The sequence below is a fragment of the bacterium genome (assembly GCA_020444065.1).
GTDB lineage: Bacteria > Sumerlaeota > Sumerlaeia > SLMS01 > JAHLLQ01 > JAHLLQ01.
This window is the reverse complement of record JAHLLQ010000003.1, coordinates 767,258-783,532: the sequence shown is the minus strand read 5'-3', so window position 1 is coordinate 783,532 and position 16,275 is coordinate 767,258. Positions and strand designations below refer to the sequence as shown.

Annotated in this window: 17 protein-coding genes; 8 read left to right on the top strand and 9 right to left on the bottom strand. The window is 61.2% G+C overall.

The window, feature by feature from the left end; genetic code table 11:
- Positions 1 to 25: 25 nt before the first annotated feature.
- The 7 genes from rpsS to tuf form a co-directional block, all read right to left on the bottom strand.
- Positions 26 to 304, bottom strand: a complete 279-nt coding sequence (gene rpsS / locus KQI84_10915; protein MCB2155388.1) for a 30S ribosomal protein S19 — start codon at positions 302 to 304, stop codon at positions 26 to 28.
- A gap of 45 nt (positions 305 to 349) precedes the next feature.
- The gene (gene rplB / locus KQI84_10910) at positions 350 to 1,180 is read right to left on the bottom strand and encodes a 50S ribosomal protein L2 (GenBank protein MCB2155387.1); all 831 of its coding nucleotides are present in this window, start codon (positions 1,178 to 1,180) and stop codon (positions 350 to 352) included.
- A 37-nt stretch (positions 1,181 to 1,217) separates the two neighbouring features.
- Positions 1,218 to 1,502 carry a 50S ribosomal protein L23 gene (gene rplW, locus KQI84_10905; GenBank protein MCB2155386.1) on the bottom strand — a complete coding sequence of 95 codons (285 nt, stop codon included), beginning with the start codon at positions 1,500 to 1,502 and terminating at the stop codon, positions 1,218 to 1,220.
- Positions 1,499 to 2,128, bottom strand: a complete 630-nt coding sequence (gene rplD / locus KQI84_10900) for a 50S ribosomal protein L4 (protein MCB2155385.1) — start codon at positions 2,126 to 2,128, stop codon at positions 1,499 to 1,501. The genes rplW and rplD overlap by 4 nt, the downstream gene beginning before the upstream one ends.
- Positions 2,129 to 2,156: 28 nt before the next feature.
- The gene (gene rplC, locus KQI84_10895; GenBank protein MCB2155384.1) at positions 2,157 to 2,807 is read right to left on the bottom strand and encodes a 50S ribosomal protein L3; all 651 of its coding nucleotides are present in this window, start codon (positions 2,805 to 2,807) and stop codon (positions 2,157 to 2,159) included.
- 118 nt (positions 2,808 to 2,925) lie between these two features.
- Positions 2,926 to 3,237 (bottom strand): 30S ribosomal protein S10, encoded by a 312-nt coding sequence (rpsJ, locus tag KQI84_10890; protein MCB2155383.1) that lies wholly within the window; start codon positions 3,235 to 3,237, stop codon positions 2,926 to 2,928.
- Positions 3,238 to 3,306: 69 nt separating this feature from the next.
- A complete protein-coding gene (tuf, locus tag KQI84_10885; GenBank protein MCB2155382.1) occupies positions 3,307 to 4,509 on the bottom strand; it encodes an elongation factor Tu in 1,203 nt (400 codons plus the stop codon).
- A 553-nt stretch (positions 4,510 to 5,062) separates the two neighbouring features.
- Between tuf and KQI84_10880 the strand changes: the two genes are divergently transcribed.
- Positions 5,063 to 6,496 carry a hypothetical protein gene (locus tag KQI84_10880; protein ID MCB2155381.1) on the top strand — a complete coding sequence of 478 codons (1,434 nt, stop codon included), beginning with the start codon at positions 5,063 to 5,065 and terminating at the stop codon, positions 6,494 to 6,496.
- Here KQI84_10880 and KQI84_10875 read toward each other — a convergent pair.
- A complete protein-coding gene (locus tag KQI84_10875; GenBank protein ID MCB2155380.1) occupies positions 6,480 to 7,223 on the bottom strand; it encodes a class I SAM-dependent methyltransferase in 744 nt (247 codons plus the stop codon). The two genes, KQI84_10880 and KQI84_10875, sit on opposite strands and share 17 nt — an antisense overlap.
- Before the next feature lie 285 nt (positions 7,224 to 7,508).
- On the opposite strand from KQI84_10875, the gene KQI84_10870 reads away from it, so the two are divergent.
- The 4 genes from KQI84_10870 to KQI84_10855 all read left to right on the top strand — a co-directional run bounded on the left by KQI84_10870 (position 7,509) and on the right by KQI84_10855 (position 11,687).
- On the top strand, positions 7,509 to 9,488 hold the full coding sequence (locus tag KQI84_10870) for a hypothetical protein (protein ID MCB2155379.1): 1,980 nt from the start codon (positions 7,509 to 7,511) through the stop codon (positions 9,486 to 9,488).
- A gap of 80 nt (positions 9,489 to 9,568) precedes the next feature.
- The gene (locus KQI84_10865; protein ID MCB2155378.1) at positions 9,569 to 9,901 is read left to right on the top strand and encodes a hypothetical protein; all 333 of its coding nucleotides are present in this window, start codon (positions 9,569 to 9,571) and stop codon (positions 9,899 to 9,901) included.
- Positions 9,902 to 10,000: 99 nt separating this feature from the next.
- On the top strand, positions 10,001 to 10,687 hold the full coding sequence (locus tag KQI84_10860; protein ID MCB2155377.1) for an ABC transporter ATP-binding protein: 687 nt from the start codon (positions 10,001 to 10,003) through the stop codon (positions 10,685 to 10,687).
- Positions 10,688 to 10,727: 40 nt separating this feature from the next.
- Complete coding sequence (locus tag KQI84_10855; protein MCB2155376.1) at positions 10,728 to 11,687, top strand: EamA family transporter; 960 nt, start codon at positions 10,728 to 10,730, stop codon at positions 11,685 to 11,687.
- A gap of 108 nt (positions 11,688 to 11,795) precedes the next feature.
- Here KQI84_10855 and galT read toward each other — a convergent pair whose 3' ends face one another.
- A complete protein-coding gene (gene galT / locus KQI84_10850; GenBank protein MCB2155375.1) occupies positions 11,796 to 12,884 on the bottom strand; it encodes a galactose-1-phosphate uridylyltransferase in 1,089 nt (362 codons plus the stop codon).
- Between the two features lie 282 nt (positions 12,885 to 13,166).
- Between galT and KQI84_10845 the strand changes: the two genes are divergently transcribed.
- Genes KQI84_10845 through hypE form a run of 3 tightly spaced genes read left to right on the top strand, consistent with a single transcriptional unit; the run spans position 13,167 to position 16,203 of the window.
- Positions 13,167 to 14,699 carry a family 10 glycosylhydrolase gene (locus KQI84_10845; protein ID MCB2155374.1) on the top strand — a complete coding sequence of 511 codons (1,533 nt, stop codon included), beginning with the start codon at positions 13,167 to 13,169 and terminating at the stop codon, positions 14,697 to 14,699.
- Complete coding sequence (gene tadA, locus KQI84_10840) at positions 14,696 to 15,169, top strand: tRNA adenosine(34) deaminase TadA (GenBank protein MCB2155373.1); 474 nt, start codon at positions 14,696 to 14,698, stop codon at positions 15,167 to 15,169. Before KQI84_10845 ends, tadA begins: the two co-directional genes overlap by 4 nt.
- On the top strand, positions 15,169 to 16,203 hold the full coding sequence (hypE, locus tag KQI84_10835) for a hydrogenase expression/formation protein HypE (protein MCB2155372.1): 1,035 nt from the start codon (positions 15,169 to 15,171) through the stop codon (positions 16,201 to 16,203). The genes tadA and hypE overlap by 1 nt, the downstream gene beginning before the upstream one ends.
- The last annotated feature ends 72 nt before the right edge of the window (positions 16,204 to 16,275 follow it).

The window sequence follows — 16,275 nt, the reverse complement described above, 5'->3', positions numbered from 1 at the left end:
TCCTTTCGACGTTCTTCCGTATCTATTACCGGACGGTCTTTGCCGTCTTGCCGCCGTGACCGCGGAAGTTCCGCGTCGGGGCGAATTCGCCCAACTTGTGGCCGACCATGTTTTCATTGATGAAGACGGGGACGAATCCCTTGCCATTGTGGATCGCCAGGGTGTGACCGACCATGTCCGGAATGATCATGGAGCGGCGCGACCAGGTCTTCACCACGCGCTTCTGGTTGGATTCGTTCAGAGCCTCGACCTTCTCCAGGAGATGATCGTCAACGAAAGGCGGCTTTTTCAGTGAACGGGGCATCGTTCGTATAACCTCCGAATAAGACGGATTCCGGTCCGGAATCGGTTACTTGCGGTTTCTCGGCGTAACAATGTACTTCGTGCTCGCCTTCTTCTTCTTGCGGGTCTTGTGACCCTTCGCGGGCTGGCCCCAGGGCGAACATGGGTGCCGGCCACCGGACGTACGGCCTTCGCCGCCGCCCATCGGGTGATCGACCGGGTTCATGGTGACGCCACGGTTGTGCGGGCGACGTCCCATCCAGCGCGTGCGGCCGGCCTTGCCGTAAACGACCAGGTTGTGGTCCGGGTTGCTGGTGCTGCCGATCGTCGCGCGGCAGATTGCCATGACGACGCGGACTTCACCAGACGGCAGGCGGAGCGTGGCCATCTTGCCTTCGCGAGCAACGAGCATCGCGGAGGTTCCGGCGCTGCGGCAGAGCTGCGCGCCCTTGCCGGGCTTCATCTCGATCGCGTGAATCGTCGTACCGACCGGGATCTTGTTCAGCGGCAGGCAGTTGCCGAGACGAGCTTCCGCCTCTTTGCCACTGTTCAGCATCTGGCCGACCTTCAAACCGCGCGGGGCGATGATGTAACGCTTCTCGCCGTCCACGTAGTTCAACAGAGCGATGAACGCGCTGCGGTTCGGATCGTATTCGATCGTGGCGACCTTCGCCGGGATACCGTCCTTGTCACGACGGAAGTCGATCTTGCGGTAGTGCTGGCGATGTCCACCGCCACGGAAACGGCAAGTGGTACGGCCGGTGTTGTTGCGGCCACCGGACTTCGACTTCTTGGCGAGAAGGGACTTCTCCGGTGTCGAGGCAGTCAATTCCTCGTAGGAGTTGGTCGTCATCTCGCGACGCGTCGGTGTGTAGGGCTTGTATTTTTTGATTCCCATTATCTTCTCTGCTCCCGAGGATTCGGTTCTCGGTTCGTCAGCTCAGTTCCAACGCCTGACCCGGGGCCAGGGTGATGATCGCTTTCTTGGTTGCCGGACGGCGGCCCGAGGACCGCATGCCGACTCGCTTGACCTTGCCTTCTTTGCGCACGGTGTTGACGGACTTGACCTCAACTCCGAAAGCCTTCTCGACGGCGTTCTTGATCTCGGTCTTGTTCGCATCGATGGCGACGCGGAAGGTGTACTTGCCGCCTTCCTGGGCCAACAGAGCGCGCTCGGTGATCAACGGGCGAACGAGGATATCGTACGGGCTCTTGTTCATTGGAACATCTCCTGAAGTTGCTCGACGGCGGCGCGGGTAGCGACGATGTGGTCGGCAATCAGCAAGTCGTAGACGCTGATGGAGCCGGCAATCTCGACGTCCGCGTACGGGATGTTCCGGGCGGCCCGCATCAGGGACTCGTTGACGGCCTCGGTCACGAACAGAACGCGGCCTTCTTCGATTCCCAGTGCATCGATCAGCGCGACAACGCGGCTGGTCTTCGGTTCGGACGCCAGGTCGATCTGGTCGACGATGTGCAGGCCGTTTCCTTCCACGCGGGCGGAGAGAACGGCACGCAACGCGGCGCGGTTCTTCTTCCGGTTGATCTTCTGGCTGTAGTCCCGGGGATGGGGGCCGAAGATGATGGCACCACCGCGCCACAACGGGCTGCGGGTTGTGCCTGCGCGGGCACGGCCGGTGCCCTTCTGCTTCCAGGGCTTCTTACCACCGCCGCGGACATCGCCGCGCTCTTTGCTGGAAGCGGTCCCCTGACGACGATTGGCCAGGTGGGCGTTCACAGCTTCGCGGACGACGATGGCGTTCTGCGGGGCAGCAAACACGGCGTCGCTAAGTTCGACGTTTCCGACTGCTTCGCCGCTGATGTTTTTGATCGCGATGCTAGGCATGGCTCTAACTCGATCCTTCTTTAGTTACTCACCCGGCGACAGCCTTGGCGGCATTGCTTTTGCGCTTGCGAATCATGACGTAGCCATTGTTGGCGCCCGGCACAGAGCCGCGCACGAACAGCAGGTTACGAACGGGATCGCGCTTGACGATCAACAGGTTCGAGGCGGTGACGCGCGTCGAGCCGAGCTGACCGGGGTTCTTCTTACCCTTCCAGACCCGCGAGGGATCCGAACTGGCGCCACTGGAGCCCGGACGGTTGTGATACATGGAACCGTGGGTCTTGGGGCCGGGGTTGGTCTTGAAGCGACGGCGGGTGCCTTGGAAGCCGCGGCCTTTGCTGGTGCCGATCACGTCGACCCGTTCACCGTCCTCGAAGATTTCGACGTCGAGCGTCTGGCCGACTTCGAAATCCCGGGACTCGGGGCCGCGGAATTCACGCAGCAGGTAGCAGGCCGGGGTTCCCGCTTTCTTGAATGCACCCAGTTCGGGCTTGTTGACCTTGCGCTCGGCCTTCTCATCGAAGCCGAGCTGAAGGGCCTCATAGCCGTCTTTGGCCTCGTCGCGCTTCTGCACAACGTGGCAGGGACCCGCCTGGATCAACGTCACCGGAATCAACGCTCCGGTTTCGTCGAAAATCTGGGTCATTCCAATCTTTTTTCCTAAGAGTCCAAGGGGCATTGTTCCCTTTACCTCTGTCTTGTCATCCCCGTAATTCGCACATCGTCCTCTAAGAGTTCGAGGGCGGAATTCGGGCCTCGTTGGGTCGTTGTTGGGGCTAAAGCCCGCCGGTTCTACTTCAGGTCAGCTTGATTTCCACATGCACGCCGGCGGGGAGCTCAAGATTCTGCAGTTCGTCCAGGGTCTTCTGGGAGGGTTCCACCAAGTCGATCAAGCGCTTGTGCTGGCGCATCTCGAATTGCTCACGGGACTTCTTGTCCACGTGCGGCGAGCGCAGAACCGTGAAACGGCGAATGCGCGTTGGAAGAGGAACCGGGCCGGCTACATTGGCTCCAGTGCTGCGTGCCGTCTCGACGATCGAGGCAACAGACGTATCCAGCAGCCGGGAATCGAAGGACCTCAGGTTGATGCGAATCACTTGTTGCGCCATGAGTATAAAAACCTCGTCCAGTCATGAAAACGGGCGGCGGCTCAGAGGTCTGAACCGCCGCCCGTGGTATTATTCGACGACGTCGGTAACGACGCCGGCGCCAACGGTACGGCCACCTTCGCGAACTGCGAAACGCAGCTCCTTCTCGATGGCGATGGGCACCATGAGCTCAACGTCGATGTCGACGTTATCGCCAGGCATAACCATCTCGACGTCCTGCGGAAGGATCACGGCACCAGTCACGTCCGTTGTGCGGAAGTAGAACTGGGGACGGTAGCCCTTGAAGAACGGCGTGTGACGGCCACCTTCGTCCTTGGTCAGAACGTAGATGGAGGCCTTGAACTTGCGGTGCGGGGTGATGGAGCCGGGAGCCGCCACGACCTGGCCGCGCTCAACGTCTTCCTTCTTGATGCCGCGGAGCAGCAGACCAACGTTGTCGCCCGCGCGGGCTTCATCGAGAAGCTTGCGGAACATTTCAACGTCGGTGACCATCGTCTTGGTCGGCTGGTCGTGAAGACCAACGAGCTCGACTTCGGACATCTTCTTAAGGATACCGCGCTCTGCACGACCCGTAACAACGGTGCCGCGGCCGGAGATCGAGAACACGTCTTCGATCGGCATCAGGAACGGCTTGTCGGTGGGACGCTCGGGCTCGGGGATCCAGGAGTCGACAGCTTCCATCAGCTTGTCGATGGACTCGACGCCGTACTGGCCGGTGTCGCCCTCGAGAGCCTTCAGAGCGGAACCACGGACGATCGGGGCGTCGCCAAGATCGCCACCGCTGAAGTCGTGCTTCTCAAGAAGCTCGGCGACTTCCATCTCGACCAGGTCCAGAAGCTCTTCGTCTTCGACCATGTCGCACTTGTTAAGGAAAACGGCGATACGCGGAACGTTCACCTGCTTGGCCAGCAGGACGTGCTCGCGCGTCTGGGGCATCGGGCCGTCAGTGGCGGCGACGACGAGGATCGCGCCGTCCATCTGGGCAGCACCCGTGATCATGTTCTTAATATAGTCGGCGTGGCCCGGGCAGTCCACGTGCGCGTAGTGGCGATTCGTGGTCTGGTACTCAATGTGGGCCGTGTTGATTGTGATTCCGCGCGCCTTCTCTTCCGGCGCCTTGTCGATGTGGTCGAAATCCACATACTCACCAAATCCAAGCTCCGCCTGGCGCTTGGAGATGGCAGCCGTAAGAGTCGTCTTGCCATGGTCGATGTGACCAATGGTGCCGATGTTTACGTGCGGCTTGTCTCTCTTGAATACCTCTTTTGCCATGATGGCCTCCGGCGAAAAAATTCTGACGGTGTGGTTTATAGCTTCCCGGGGTTTTCCATCCCGAAATCAGTTCCGCTTTTCATAATACTCCGCGGCTTTTGCTGACCTCGGATTATCCCGAAGGAATCTCGAGGGCGGGCCCGAAGGGGTCCCACAAAGCCGCGTTTTCCCAAGTACTTCTTTTGTAAGAGAGAGCGAACAGGAGGGCCGGCCCGAAGGCCATTCGCAGCGAACTGCGAAGTCGGAAGGCGCCCTCGCTTCCTTTCTCTCTCAGCGGTGTCGGGCGAACCGACTGTCCGGGGGAGGGAATCCCGAACCCGCCATTTCCTGCCAGAGCGAACTTCTTTCTCTCGCAGGGGCGGTGAAAACTAGGGATCGGACCCTCCCGAGTCAAGCGCGAAACCGAACGACTCGCAGTTTTTTTTGGGGCCATCCGGTCCAAATGAGGTACATTACTGACAATCCAGCACTTAGGCTCCAAGATAAGCCGTTTTTGCGCCGCTCACGCTTTTCCTTCTTGGCCCGGTCCACCGAAGCGCGCGAAAGCCAAGACATGACCGGGCTCGAACTCAAGGCAAATCAGCTTCCTTCACTGCTGCGGCGCGTGCCGTTCTGGGCGGTTCTAACCAGCTGGACAGCCGTTATGGGGGCGGAGGCCTGGGCCTTTCAGGCTGGAGGTTCGGTCAAGTGGGCGCTCCTGCTGGCCCTGTTGGGCGCCGTCGCGTACCTTAATATATTGGCGCACGTCTGGAGTGATCCCGAATCGCGGTCGGAGCGAATCCTTGCCGTTGCAGGGTGTGCCGTTGCCGTTCGACTGCTGTTGATCGCCGCTCCGCCCCTCCTGAGCGACGACATCTACCGCTATGTCTGGGAGGGCCGGGTCATCGTGGCGGGGCACAATCCGTTCGCGCTGGCTCCGGACGCGGCGGAACTGGTACCGCTTCGAGACGAGCTGTGGTCGCGGATCAACTATCCGGAGATCAGTGCCATCTATCCCCCGCTGACCCAGGCGATTTTCGCCCTTGTGGCTGCGCTGGGTGGCGGCGTGGGAGCCATGAAGCTCACGTTTACAGGGATAGAACTCGGGGCGGCGGCGATTCTGTGGCGCTGGCTCGGCCGAGCGGGCCTTCCCCAGGACCGCATCGCGGTCTGGCTGCTGCATCCGCTAGTAGTTCTCGAAGTCGCCGGGAATGGCCATCTGGACGCCCTTCTTGTCCTTGGCGTGGCCCTGACGTTCCTGTTTGCGGCGCGCCCAACGATCCGAGGAGCCACCGGGGCTGCCGGCGGGCTGGTGGTGGCAACACTGGCCAAGCTGGTGCCTCTGGTAGCGCTCCCCCACCTGGCGCGCTTGTTTCCGCGGCGAGCCTGGGTCCTGTTCCTGGCCGTGCCGGCGGTCGTGGCGTTGAGCTACGTGCCGTTCCTCGGTGCCGGCGGGGATCTCTTCCGGGCGATGGACAACTACGAGAGCCGGTGGCGAAACAACGATTCAGTCTTCCGAGCCATCCTCTGGACGACAGAGCACGTGGACCCGGACGGAGCGATCTTCAAAGCCCTGCCGTGGGATCTCGATGCGCGATTGCTGAAAAGACGAGCCGACTCGGTTCCGGGCGATCCGAACCAGGTCGAGGCGCGGCTGATCGTCTACGCGCTCTTCGGAGCGCTCTGGCTGTTTGTTCTCTGGAATGGCGGGCCTTGGGATCGCCAGTGGCTATGGCTCTTCGGTGGAGCGTTGCTGCTGAGTCCGGTCAATCACCCGTGGTATTTGCTGATGCTGATTCCATGCACGATGCGGAAGTTCCGACCGGAAGTTCTGTGGTGGTCGCTGACGATCCCGGCAACTTACCTGGCGCTGGATCGCTACTGGGCCGAAGGAGTGTGGGAGCCGTCGACGTTTGCGTGGTCGCTGCAGTACGGTGGTCTGGCGGCGATTCTCTTGGTGATGGTCCTGAAAAGATGGAAGGAACGCACTTCTAATCCGATCGCGTGAAAGCCAACACGACTGCCCGCCGACAATCCCTCGGCGGGTTACTTGTTCTTGTCTCCAGATCGTGAGGCGCGAAGAAACACAGATCGTTCAGTCCGGCCTGATCGAAGAGTCGACGCAACCCATCGGGCGTGAAGACCGTCAGCGGAGCACTGCGCGAAACGTTCTGGTGCAACGTGCGAACGTCGATTTGTGTATGCAGCACAGTGCCAAAGCCATTCGAACACTCTGCGTCCAGGTAACGAAACGTGTACTTGAGTTCACGGTCCGTGTGAGTTTCCTCAATGCCCTGAAGTTCTTTCGGACGATGCGCGCAGGGCACATCGAGAATCACCGGTGCGCCGTCGCAGAGGACTTCGCGTAACCATCGCAACGCTGTCAGCAAATCGGATTCGCGCGTCAGATAAGAGAAACTGAGCAAGCCGCTGATGGCTGCGGCAAATCGAATGCGAGAGAACGGTGGTGCTTCCATTCGTGCGGCAACGTAGAGCCCGTTTGGATCGCGACGTGCCGCTTCGCGCGCCATTGCAGGCGAAAGATCCAGTCCGACAAATCGTCTGCTCTTGCTCGATAGCGGCGCTTCCAGACGTCCCTCGCCACAGCCAAGCGATAACACCGTCCCCACTTTTGGGAGCAGCGCGTCGTAGAACGCGATCTCCTCCTCATCCGCGGGACCGAGCGCTCTGCGGTACAGGTCGGGAGCATCATAGAGAAACTCGGCATTGGTCATCGAACGAAGAACCAGTAAATCACCACGATCAGGATGATCGCATCGATGAAGAGACTAATGAGCAGGAGCTTCTGAACTTTCGGCGACATGAAATGGCAGTTCTCCGGAGCCTGACTATTCGTGTTTATCGCTTGAACGAACGGGCTGGGGTTGCTGTCAATCGGTTCTCAACAGGCCTTCCCGCTGTGCATCAGCTCTTCACGTCATTGGCGACGCATGTCGCTTGACCCATGTCTTGGGGGACGTTTCTACTTCCGCTTGGCCTTCAGGCCGGGATGGGATAACTTGAACGACGCAAAACGGCGAGATCTCTGGAAGTTGTGGGGCGTGCTGGCGTTGCTTGCGCTGGGACACTTCGTGTTGGTGGCGTTAGGAGAACGCGCCGGGATGTTCATCCTCTCCGGGGATGAACTCAGTCGCTTCTGGTATGCGAAGTACTTCACGGAGACAGGTTCGTTCGCGACGTTCGAGTACACGTGGCTGCCTCTTCCCATTTGGGTGAACGGGTGCCTGAGTGAACTCCTGAAGTGCGGCGTGGCGGAAGTCACGATGGTCGGAAACTCGCTGCTCTGCCTGGCGATCGTGCTTGTGGGTGCCTACGGTGCCTGGCTGGTGCGTTCGGGATGGGTGGCGCCGCTGGTGGGTGGGCTGTTGGCGCTCACGTCACCCTGGCAGACGTTTGCTTCCCTCAGCGGTTTCGCCGAGCCGTTCAGTTGGGCGGGATTGATGATCGCGACGATCGCCCTGGCTGCGGCCGCAACGGGAGGAGCCGCACGCGTGGCCGTTTCCTTTGTTGTCGCTGGCATCGCCGTTGCCGTTGCCGCCCTTTCGCGATATGAGGCATGGGTGTTTGCGCCGGGAATCCTTGTTGGCGGTGCCATTCTGCTGTGGTGGCGTTATCGAGAAGCAACTGGCGCGAGTGAACGCAGAAAACTGCTGCAATTCGGAATTCCAGCGCTGGCGGTTGCGGTGCTGGTCGCCGCGGCACCAATTGTCTTCTGGTTGAACCTGCACGCGAGAGTCCATGGCGACTGGACGCGCCCGTTTGCTCAAACGCACTGGTTCGCGACGACGGGGATGGGCGAGGCCAGTGGCCTCCGAACGGCGTTCGGGCTCTATGAGAAGTCGCTCCCGTACAACTTCTGGATCCCAGTACTGGCGATCGTAGCATTGATGAAACGGCGCTGGTCGATGACGTACGCGGCGCTCGTCGTTCCGCCGCTTTGTCACTTCCTGGCAATGACAGTCTTCTCCGCGCGGGGCGGAGTGGCCTGGATCTATGGAGGGCGTCTGCTCGGCTTCCACTGCATGGCACTCGCGGTGCCGGCGGGAATCGTTCTCGTGGAGGCAATGAAGGACCGTGATGCAAAGTTGAGGATGTATCTGGCGGGTGGAGTTCTGGCAGTGATCCTGGCATCGCAGGTGGCACTGACGCTGACTCCGCCGGAAGGAGGCTTCGAGCGGCTGCGCATCACTCGCGATGTGTTGCAGGAGGAGTTGGAGGATCATCCGCTCGCCGAGGGTGAGAAGATCGGCGTGCCTTCCGGCGATCAGATCCGAAATGGCTGGGTGCTCCTGACTGACGAACAGGGCGATCTTCTGGAAACGCCCAGTACCTGGCCACCGATTCTCCCGGAGGCGGATGCGATTCTTCAGTGGATAATTCGCGAGAAGGTCGCCTACCTGATCCGATACGAGCCGCTGCCTTATCATCCGCGCCTGAAGAATCTGACGCGGCCGTGGGAGTCCACGCATCACCTGAAACAGTTGATAGAGCGCAACGATGCGCTGCTACTCGCCACACATGGAACAGTCTCTTGGGACTTGCCGGTCGAATGGTCGGAATTCTTCGCCGAGCGAGGATTCGAAGGCCCCCCGAAGGGTCAAGGGCAGTACCGTTATGCTGCTCTGGTCCCGCCAAAGGGGAGTTCCGCGGAGCCGATCGAAGAAGTGCAGGTGGACCTGAGCCAGAATCTCTCTGACCTCCACCGGGTTATTTACGCACGTCCAGATTCTCAACGGCGCGGTTGGCCGGGGCACTACATCATTCGGATCGAGCCCAGCGATTACGGCGGTGCGAGCGTCTTCGCCATCGGAGATCGGGTGGTGCAGCCCCGGCGTCCGGGATTTGTGGCGATCGCTTTCGATGCCGAAACCGGAGAGGTGAACGATTGTTTTCTTGCCGGCCCTGGGAACCAGGCATCCGAGGAGCTATTCCCTCCCTATTGCGTCTACAAGTTGAGGGCCCCGGACAGCGGCGACTGACCTGAGGCTCTCTTTCGCGCTTGACGCTGAGGCGGCCGCGGGTGACTGTAAGGACGACACTTGACCATCGGAGCATTCGCATGAAACGAAAGTTGGGTATCGCCCTACTGGCTCTGGGGATGGTAGCGCTGACAATTCCAGCCGCCGCCCATCGCTATTCGCGCGTCACCGACGGCCATCCGCTTCGCCTGGTGGCGTACATCTTCCACCCGGTCGGCGTGGCATTGGAATACGGCGTGATGCGGCCCGTTCACTGGTTCGTTTCACGTAACGACCTGGACATCGTCTTCGGACATACGCCCTCCATGGCGGAAGAAGACTACTACTTCGAGTGGGTGCATGGCGACTATTCGCCGTCGATCCGCGCGGAGCGTGAAGAGCAACGCCAGGCCGAACGGCGCATGGGCAAGTAAGGCATCGCCGATCAACGCATGAAGGAACTCTTGCCGCGCCCAGGCTTGGCCTGCGGCGTGGCATTCTTTTTTAGCCGTTAGTGCCGACCGGTACGCATCATGGCCTTCCTGGAATTCGATAACATCGTTCGAGACTTCAAGGCCGGGGATGAGTTCCCCGCGCTGCGCGGTGTGAGCTTCTCCGTCGAGGAAGGCAAGACGGCACTATTGCTCGGGCCGTCCGGCTCCGGGAAGACGACGCTGTTGAATCTCGCCGCGGGGCTGGATCGACCGGACTCCGGCGCGATCCGTGTCGACGGAACGGACGTCACGCGCCTGGGAGAGAGCCGCCGAGCGGCCTGGCGCGCAGAGACTGTCGGGTACGTGTTCCAGCATCATCTGCTGGCGCCGGGAACGCGCGTTCTGGATGCCGTGCTGACGCCGCTGCTGTGGCGCGGCGGGAACACACCGGCCGAGGCGCGCAACGTGGCAAAGGCGATGCTGGAAAGCGTCGGGCTGGCATCTCTCGGTCAGCGCAAAGTCGAGCATCTGTCCGGCGGCCAGCGGCAGCGCGTGGCGTTGGCGAGAGCGCTGGCGCCGGAGCCGCGGCTCGTACTTGCGGATGAACCGACGGCGCAGCTCGACAAGGAAACGGGCGATGCGATCACGGCGTTGCTTGTGGAATGGGTTGCAGCGCACGGCGCCACCATGCTGGTTGTGAGCCACGAGCATGACGTCCGGGATTGGGCGGCGACGGCTCGCTTCGTTTTGCGAGAAGGCCAAATGGCCGAATCAACCGTCGCCTGAATTGCCCGCCGGATCATCGAATTCCAAATCGGCGGCCTCCGTGCAGTTCAGTCAGAAATTCAAAGCCAACTTCGCGCTGGTTCTCGTCTGCTTCTTCTGGGGCACAACGTACCTTGCGATTGCCGAAGGCGTCGAGGCGTTGCCTCCATCGGTGCTGCTGGCTCTCCGGTTCGCAATTGCAGGCGGTGTGCTGCTGGTTGTCAGCCTCGCCATGGGAATTCCATTGCCGCGCGATCGCGGCGAGTGGGGCCGGATTGCGATGGTTGGCATCACTCACCTCGCGGTCGGCAGCTACATGCTGGCGTGGGCGGAACAGCGCGTCGAGAGCGGCCTGGCGTCGGTGATCATCGCGGCATTTCCGTTCTTCTTCGTCGGAATGGCAGCGCTGGGCGGCGAGAAGATGAACAAGCGCATCTGGCTCGGGATCCTGGTCGGGTTTCTCGGAATCGGTGTGCTGTTCTGGCCGGACCTGGTGGGAATTCGCGCGCCGCAGGGAACGCTGTATTACGTTTCGATCGGTGCGTTGATGGTCACGAACATTTCGTGGGCCTATGGCAGTTGGTTCGCCCAACGCCATCCCGTGCGCACGCACAAGCTCATGTCCGTCGCGCTGCAGTCGCTGATTTGTGGAGCACTGCTGGTGCCGGTCGGCGCAGTCACGGGCGAACTGTCGGATGTGCAGCTCTCGCTGAAGGGCTGGCTGGCGGTCGGCTACCTGGCGATCTTCGGATCGGTGCTCGCGTACGGGTGCTACATGTACATCCTGGATCACATGTCGGCAGCGAAGGTCTCGCTGCACGCGTACATCAATCCGCTGGTGGCGGTGATCCTGGGGGCGATGCTGCGCGGGGAGGACTTCGGCCCGTGGCGCATTGCAGGCACGGCGGTGATTCTCGCCAGCGTCTTCTTTGTGAACACGGAAACGCTGCACGAGCCCGGGCACGAGGAACAACCAGTGCCCTCGCCCGGCGAGAAGGGCGATGTGGGCGAGGTGATCTGAGGAGTGATTCCCGCGCAGAGACGCAAAGACGCAGAGAGCGGTCTTCGGATGTCATCTGCGTCCCATCGGTCCCATCACCACGCCGGCTGGAAGCCGGCGCTCCCAGGGCTACTTCTTTCCCGAGCTGCGTTTCTTCGAGCTGGCCTTTTCGTCTTCCGTTTGAAGGTCTGCTACCACGGAATCGTCTGAACCGTGCGGAAGTTCCGCCGTGCGCAAGTACTCGGCTGCATCTTCCGGCAACACGGGATTGATGTGGAATCCAGTGCCCCATTCAAAGCCGGCGACGCGCGACAGGGCAGGCAGGATCTCGATGTGCCAATGGTAGAACGGGATCGGGCCTTCGCTGTCCGGGGTGGTGTGGATGATGAAGTTGTAGGCCGGGTCGTCGAGCGCGAGCTTCAGCTTCTTCAGGCAGCCGCGCAGGATGTTCGACAGGTCCATGACCTCGTTCTTCGTGATGTCGCTGAAGAACTGCTCGTGGCTCTTCGGGAGGATCCATGTCTCGAACGGAAAGCGCGACGCGAACGGACAGAAGGCCACGAAGGACTCGTTCTCCATCACGACGCGCTTCTCATCGGCACGTTCCTGGTGAATCATATCGCAGAACACGCACCGTTCCTTGTACTGGAAGTACTTCCGTGCGCCTTCGAGTTCTTCCTGCACATTCTTCGGCACGATCGGCAACGCGATGATCTGGCTGTGCGCGTGCCAGATGGATGCACCGGCTTCCTTGCCATAATTCTTGAAGATGAGCACATAGCGGAATCGCGAGTCCTTGCGCAACTCGACGGAGCGATCGCGGAAGGCCCAGATGACTTCCTGGACCTGCTCTTCTTCCATGTCCGGAAGTTGGATACCCTCTTCCGGCGTTTCGATCACGACCTCGTGCTGACCGATCCCGTTCATGAGGTCGTACATGCCTTCGCCGACGCGTTGCATGCGGCCTTTGCTGTCCAAGGCGGGGAATTTGTTCGGAATGACACGAAGCCACCAGCCGGACGTATCGGGAGCCGTGCCGGGCGGACGATAGGCGAGGACTTCCTTGGGCGTCTTGTCCTCGTTGCCGGGCTTGAAGGGATTGAACTGGTCCACCTTGTCGGTCGGAACAGGCATGACAAGATTCCGAGGCCGATTGGCGCGTTCGGTGGAGATAATGACCCACCGTCCAACGACTGGATCTTTGCGAAGCTCTGGCATGGTGTCTTCTCGATCGGGCTGGGGTTGCTCGCCGTAGCGAACGATTTATGTTTGCAATGGTTCAGGTTCGGCGCAATGGCGAATCCCGTTGCTGGACCGTCCGATTCCTCTGCCATGGATCGGTTAAGGCCAGATACTGAAGGCGGACAGGTTGCGAATCCCCCTTGCCCGCCGGGGAGGGATCGTTCTTGGATGGCAAAATGCGGGTGGGGGGCTTGAACGAGTCCTCCTGGCGCGAATTGCCACCGGGATTATGGATGGCCGAAAGTGAAAGGGGATCTCATGCGAGTCTGGACACGAATCTTGGCCCTGACGGCGTCTGTGACGATGCTGATGTGCCTGGCGGGACACCTGCCGGCGCAGGAAGCTCCGGACGCCGTCCGAGGAGTGGTCGTTTTTGGGAATGGGCCCGGAATGCATTCGGCCACAGAGATTCAGGCGCTGATGGACACCGTCGCCCGCACCCATATGAACCGCATCTACCCCGAGGTAAGAGGAGTAGATGGAGTGTTCTACATCTCGAAGGCAGAGAAGCTGGCCTCCGGCGTAGCCCCGAGTCTCCCGGACCCGATTTCAATGCTCAACCGGGCGGCCCTTTTGGAAGCCGACGAGCCGATCGCCGTCTGGCCTGTGATCACCGTGTTCCCGGCCTACAATGCCGTGTACGGCAACCGCCCGCCGTCGTGGTCGATTCTGGGGCGCTTTCCCGGCGCAGTCGGAATGAACGCGGCCGGCGACAAGCGTACTTCCGACTCGATGATGCTAGCCGATCCCCTGAATCCGGCAGCCCAGGACTATCTGCTGGGGATCATGTTGGAATTTGTTAACCGCTATAAGCCTGAAGGCATCGTCCTGAAGGACTTCGCTTATCCGGATCCGACGTGGGGATACAACGAAGAGACGATCGCCGACTTCCGTCGCCGCGTCGGCGGCAGCGGTCCTCCCCCGCCGGACAACCTCGTCTGGACGGCTTACCGTCGCCAGGGCCTGACGGATTACCTGGATCGGGTCTGCAGGACTCTGCGTCAGGCGCATCCGTCGTTGAAGATCGGTATCATGGCTCACGCAGAGGGCAGCGCCCCGCAGTCTTGGGAGCAGTGGACGAATTCTGCGCCATACGCCCGACACTTCCAGGATTGGGTGCGCTGGGCCGAATCGGGTCTCGTGGATGAGATCGTGCTGATAAACTTGCGCAATCAGTATCGCGAAGAGGATCAGTTCCTGGCTTGGCTGGACTTCGCACGCCGTCATGCCTACGACACCGAAATCGTAACGGCGGTCAGCGGAGAATCCAATTTCACACCGGATGTCCTGAAGCAGATTCGCCTGGCACGTGCCCGCGGGGCGGGGATTGTGCTGTGGGACTACGCACATCCGACTCGCGACGATGCGGCGGGATTCGTCCGCCAATTGGCGTCGACGTTCTCGATTCCGGAAGGCGCCGGCGCGATGCCGAACCCGTTCCCCCACCGTTTGCTCAACCCGTCGTTTGTGCGGATGACCGATCCTCCCCCGTCGATCCAGATCGGCAAGGCAACGCCGACACCGCAGAGGGAGAAGTTCTCGATGGAGATGGTCCGCGAACAGCTCAAGACGCCCGCGCCGACTCCAGATGTAACGGTAATCTCGCCCTCTCAACCGGACAGGCGGGGAGCCGAGGAAGGCTTCAAGAACATTACGCTTTCGAACGGCCGGAAGATGCGCGCCCGTATCCTGAGCCGCGACGATCGAAGCGGCATGATCGTGATTCAACCGGCGGGCGGGGCGAAGATGCAGTTCCCGATCAGCGCCATCAAGAGCATCGAGGACGAATGAGCCCGGAGCAGGCAGCCGAGGACGCGCGGTGGATGGATCGCGCGCTCGGGCTGGCAAAGTTGGCGGCCCGACGGGGAGATGTTCCGATCGGGGCGGTGGTCGTGCGCGATGGCGAGTTGCTGGGTGCCGGGCACGATGCCAAGGAGCTTGATTGGGAGCCCACGGCCCACGCTGAAGTCATTGCGATCCGAGAGGCCGCCCGGCATTGCGGCGACTGGCGTCTCGATGGTGCGACTTTGTACGTCACTCTTGAACCATGCCCAATGTGCGCCGGCGCAATCGTTCATGCCCGAGTAGCGCGGTTGGTCTACGGCGCGTCGAATCCGCGCTGGGGCGTGTTCACGAATCAACTGAATATCCTGCAGCATCCAACCTTCAACCACCGCGTGGAAGTAACCGGCGGCGTCCGCGAAGCGGAGTCGGCCCAGCTTCTGCGCGAGACGTTCCGCCGCTACCGGGAGGGAAACTGATGGACTTCGCGGCGTCGTGCCCCATTCCGCTGAGCGACTATCCCCACGTGCTGATGGCACACGGGGGCGGCGGCCGATTGATGCAGCAATTGATCGATCGCCTGTTTATGGCAGCGTTCGGAAGCCCGGACGATCCGCACGATGCAGCGGTTCTGACTCCCGGAACAGAGCGAGTGGCCTTTACCACAGACTCATTCGTCGTGCGGCCGCTGTTCTTTCCAGGAGGCGACATTGGATCGCTGGCCGTGCATGGAACGGTCAACGATCTGGCGATGCGCGGCGCGCGACCGATGGCGCTGAGCTGTGGATTCATCCTGGAAGAAGGCCTTCCGATGGAGACGCTGTGGGGCGTGGCAAAGTCGATGGGCGAAGCCGCCCATGCCGCAGGCGTCCGCGTCGTGACGGGCGATACGAAGGTCGTGGAGCGCGGCAAAGGCGACGGCATCTACATCAACACCTCGGGCGTGGGCTGCCTTGCGAAGGGCGTATGCATCTCCCCATCACAAATCCAGCCCGGCGATACAGTGCTTGTCAGCGGCGATCTCGGACGGCACGGGATGGCGATTATGGCCGCCCGAGAAGGGCTGGAGTTTGAAAGCGCCATCGAGAGCGATTCGGCCCCGTTGTGGGAGCCGGTGGCGGCGCTTCTGGAAGCCGGCGTGCGCGTGCACTGCCTGCGCGATCTGACGCGCGGCGGGCTGACGAGTACACTCAACGAGATTGCACAGGCGGCGGATTGCGAGATCGCGATCGAGGAGCGTGCCGTGCCCGTCCGAGAGGATGTGCAGGGCGCGTGCGAGATCCTGGGCTTCGATCCCTTCTCGGTGGCGAACGAAGGCCGGTTCGCGGCATTCATCGATCCGGCAGACACGGACAAGGCACTGGAGATTTTGACAGGCCATGCGGTTGCCGACGGGGCAGCTGTCATCGGCGAAGTCCGCAGCGGTCGGCCGATAGTAACGCTGAAGAGCCTGATTGGCGCGACGCGCATTCTGGATATGCTGAGCGGAGAGCAATTGCCAAGGATCTGCTGAGCGCCGGCCGCCGCGATTCGTCCTTGGCATCGTCTCCGGCGGCCCCCCAGAATCCCGGCCGTGCAGGAAACT

Coding starts and splice junctions, on each gene's coding strand:
- tadA (MCB2155373.1), top strand. CDS start 14,696: ATGAGCCCGGAGCAGGCAGCCGAGGACGCGCGGTGGATGGATCGCGCG.
- rplD (MCB2155385.1), bottom strand. CDS start 2,128: ATGCCTAGCATCGCGATCAAAAACATCAGCGGCGAAGCAGTCGGAAAC.
- hypE (MCB2155372.1), top strand. CDS start 15,169: ATGGACTTCGCGGCGTCGTGCCCCATTCCGCTGAGCGACTATCCCCAC.
- KQI84_10875 (MCB2155380.1), bottom strand. CDS start 7,223: ATGACCAATGCCGAGTTTCTCTATGATGCTCCCGACCTGTACCGCAGA.
- tuf (MCB2155382.1), bottom strand. CDS start 4,509: ATGGCAAAAGAGGTATTCAAGAGAGACAAGCCGCACGTAAACATCGGC.
- rplB (MCB2155387.1), bottom strand. CDS start 1,180: ATGGGAATCAAAAAATACAAGCCCTACACACCGACGCGTCGCGAGATG.
- galT (MCB2155375.1), bottom strand. CDS start 12,884: ATGCCAGAGCTTCGCAAAGATCCAGTCGTTGGACGGTGGGTCATTATC.
- rplW (MCB2155386.1), bottom strand. CDS start 1,502: ATGAACAAGAGCCCGTACGATATCCTCGTTCGCCCGTTGATCACCGAG.
- KQI84_10845 (MCB2155374.1), top strand. CDS start 13,167: ATGCGAGTCTGGACACGAATCTTGGCCCTGACGGCGTCTGTGACGATG.
- KQI84_10865 (MCB2155378.1), top strand. CDS start 9,569: ATGAAACGAAAGTTGGGTATCGCCCTACTGGCTCTGGGGATGGTAGCG.
- KQI84_10880 (MCB2155381.1), top strand. CDS start 5,063: ATGACCGGGCTCGAACTCAAGGCAAATCAGCTTCCTTCACTGCTGCGG.
- rpsS (MCB2155388.1), bottom strand. CDS start 304: ATGCCCCGTTCACTGAAAAAGCCGCCTTTCGTTGACGATCATCTCCTG.
- KQI84_10860 (MCB2155377.1), top strand. CDS start 10,001: ATGGCCTTCCTGGAATTCGATAACATCGTTCGAGACTTCAAGGCCGGG.
- rplC (MCB2155384.1), bottom strand. CDS start 2,807: ATGCCCCTTGGACTCTTAGGAAAAAAGATTGGAATGACCCAGATTTTC.
- rpsJ (MCB2155383.1), bottom strand. CDS start 3,237: ATGGCGCAACAAGTGATTCGCATCAACCTGAGGTCCTTCGATTCCCGG.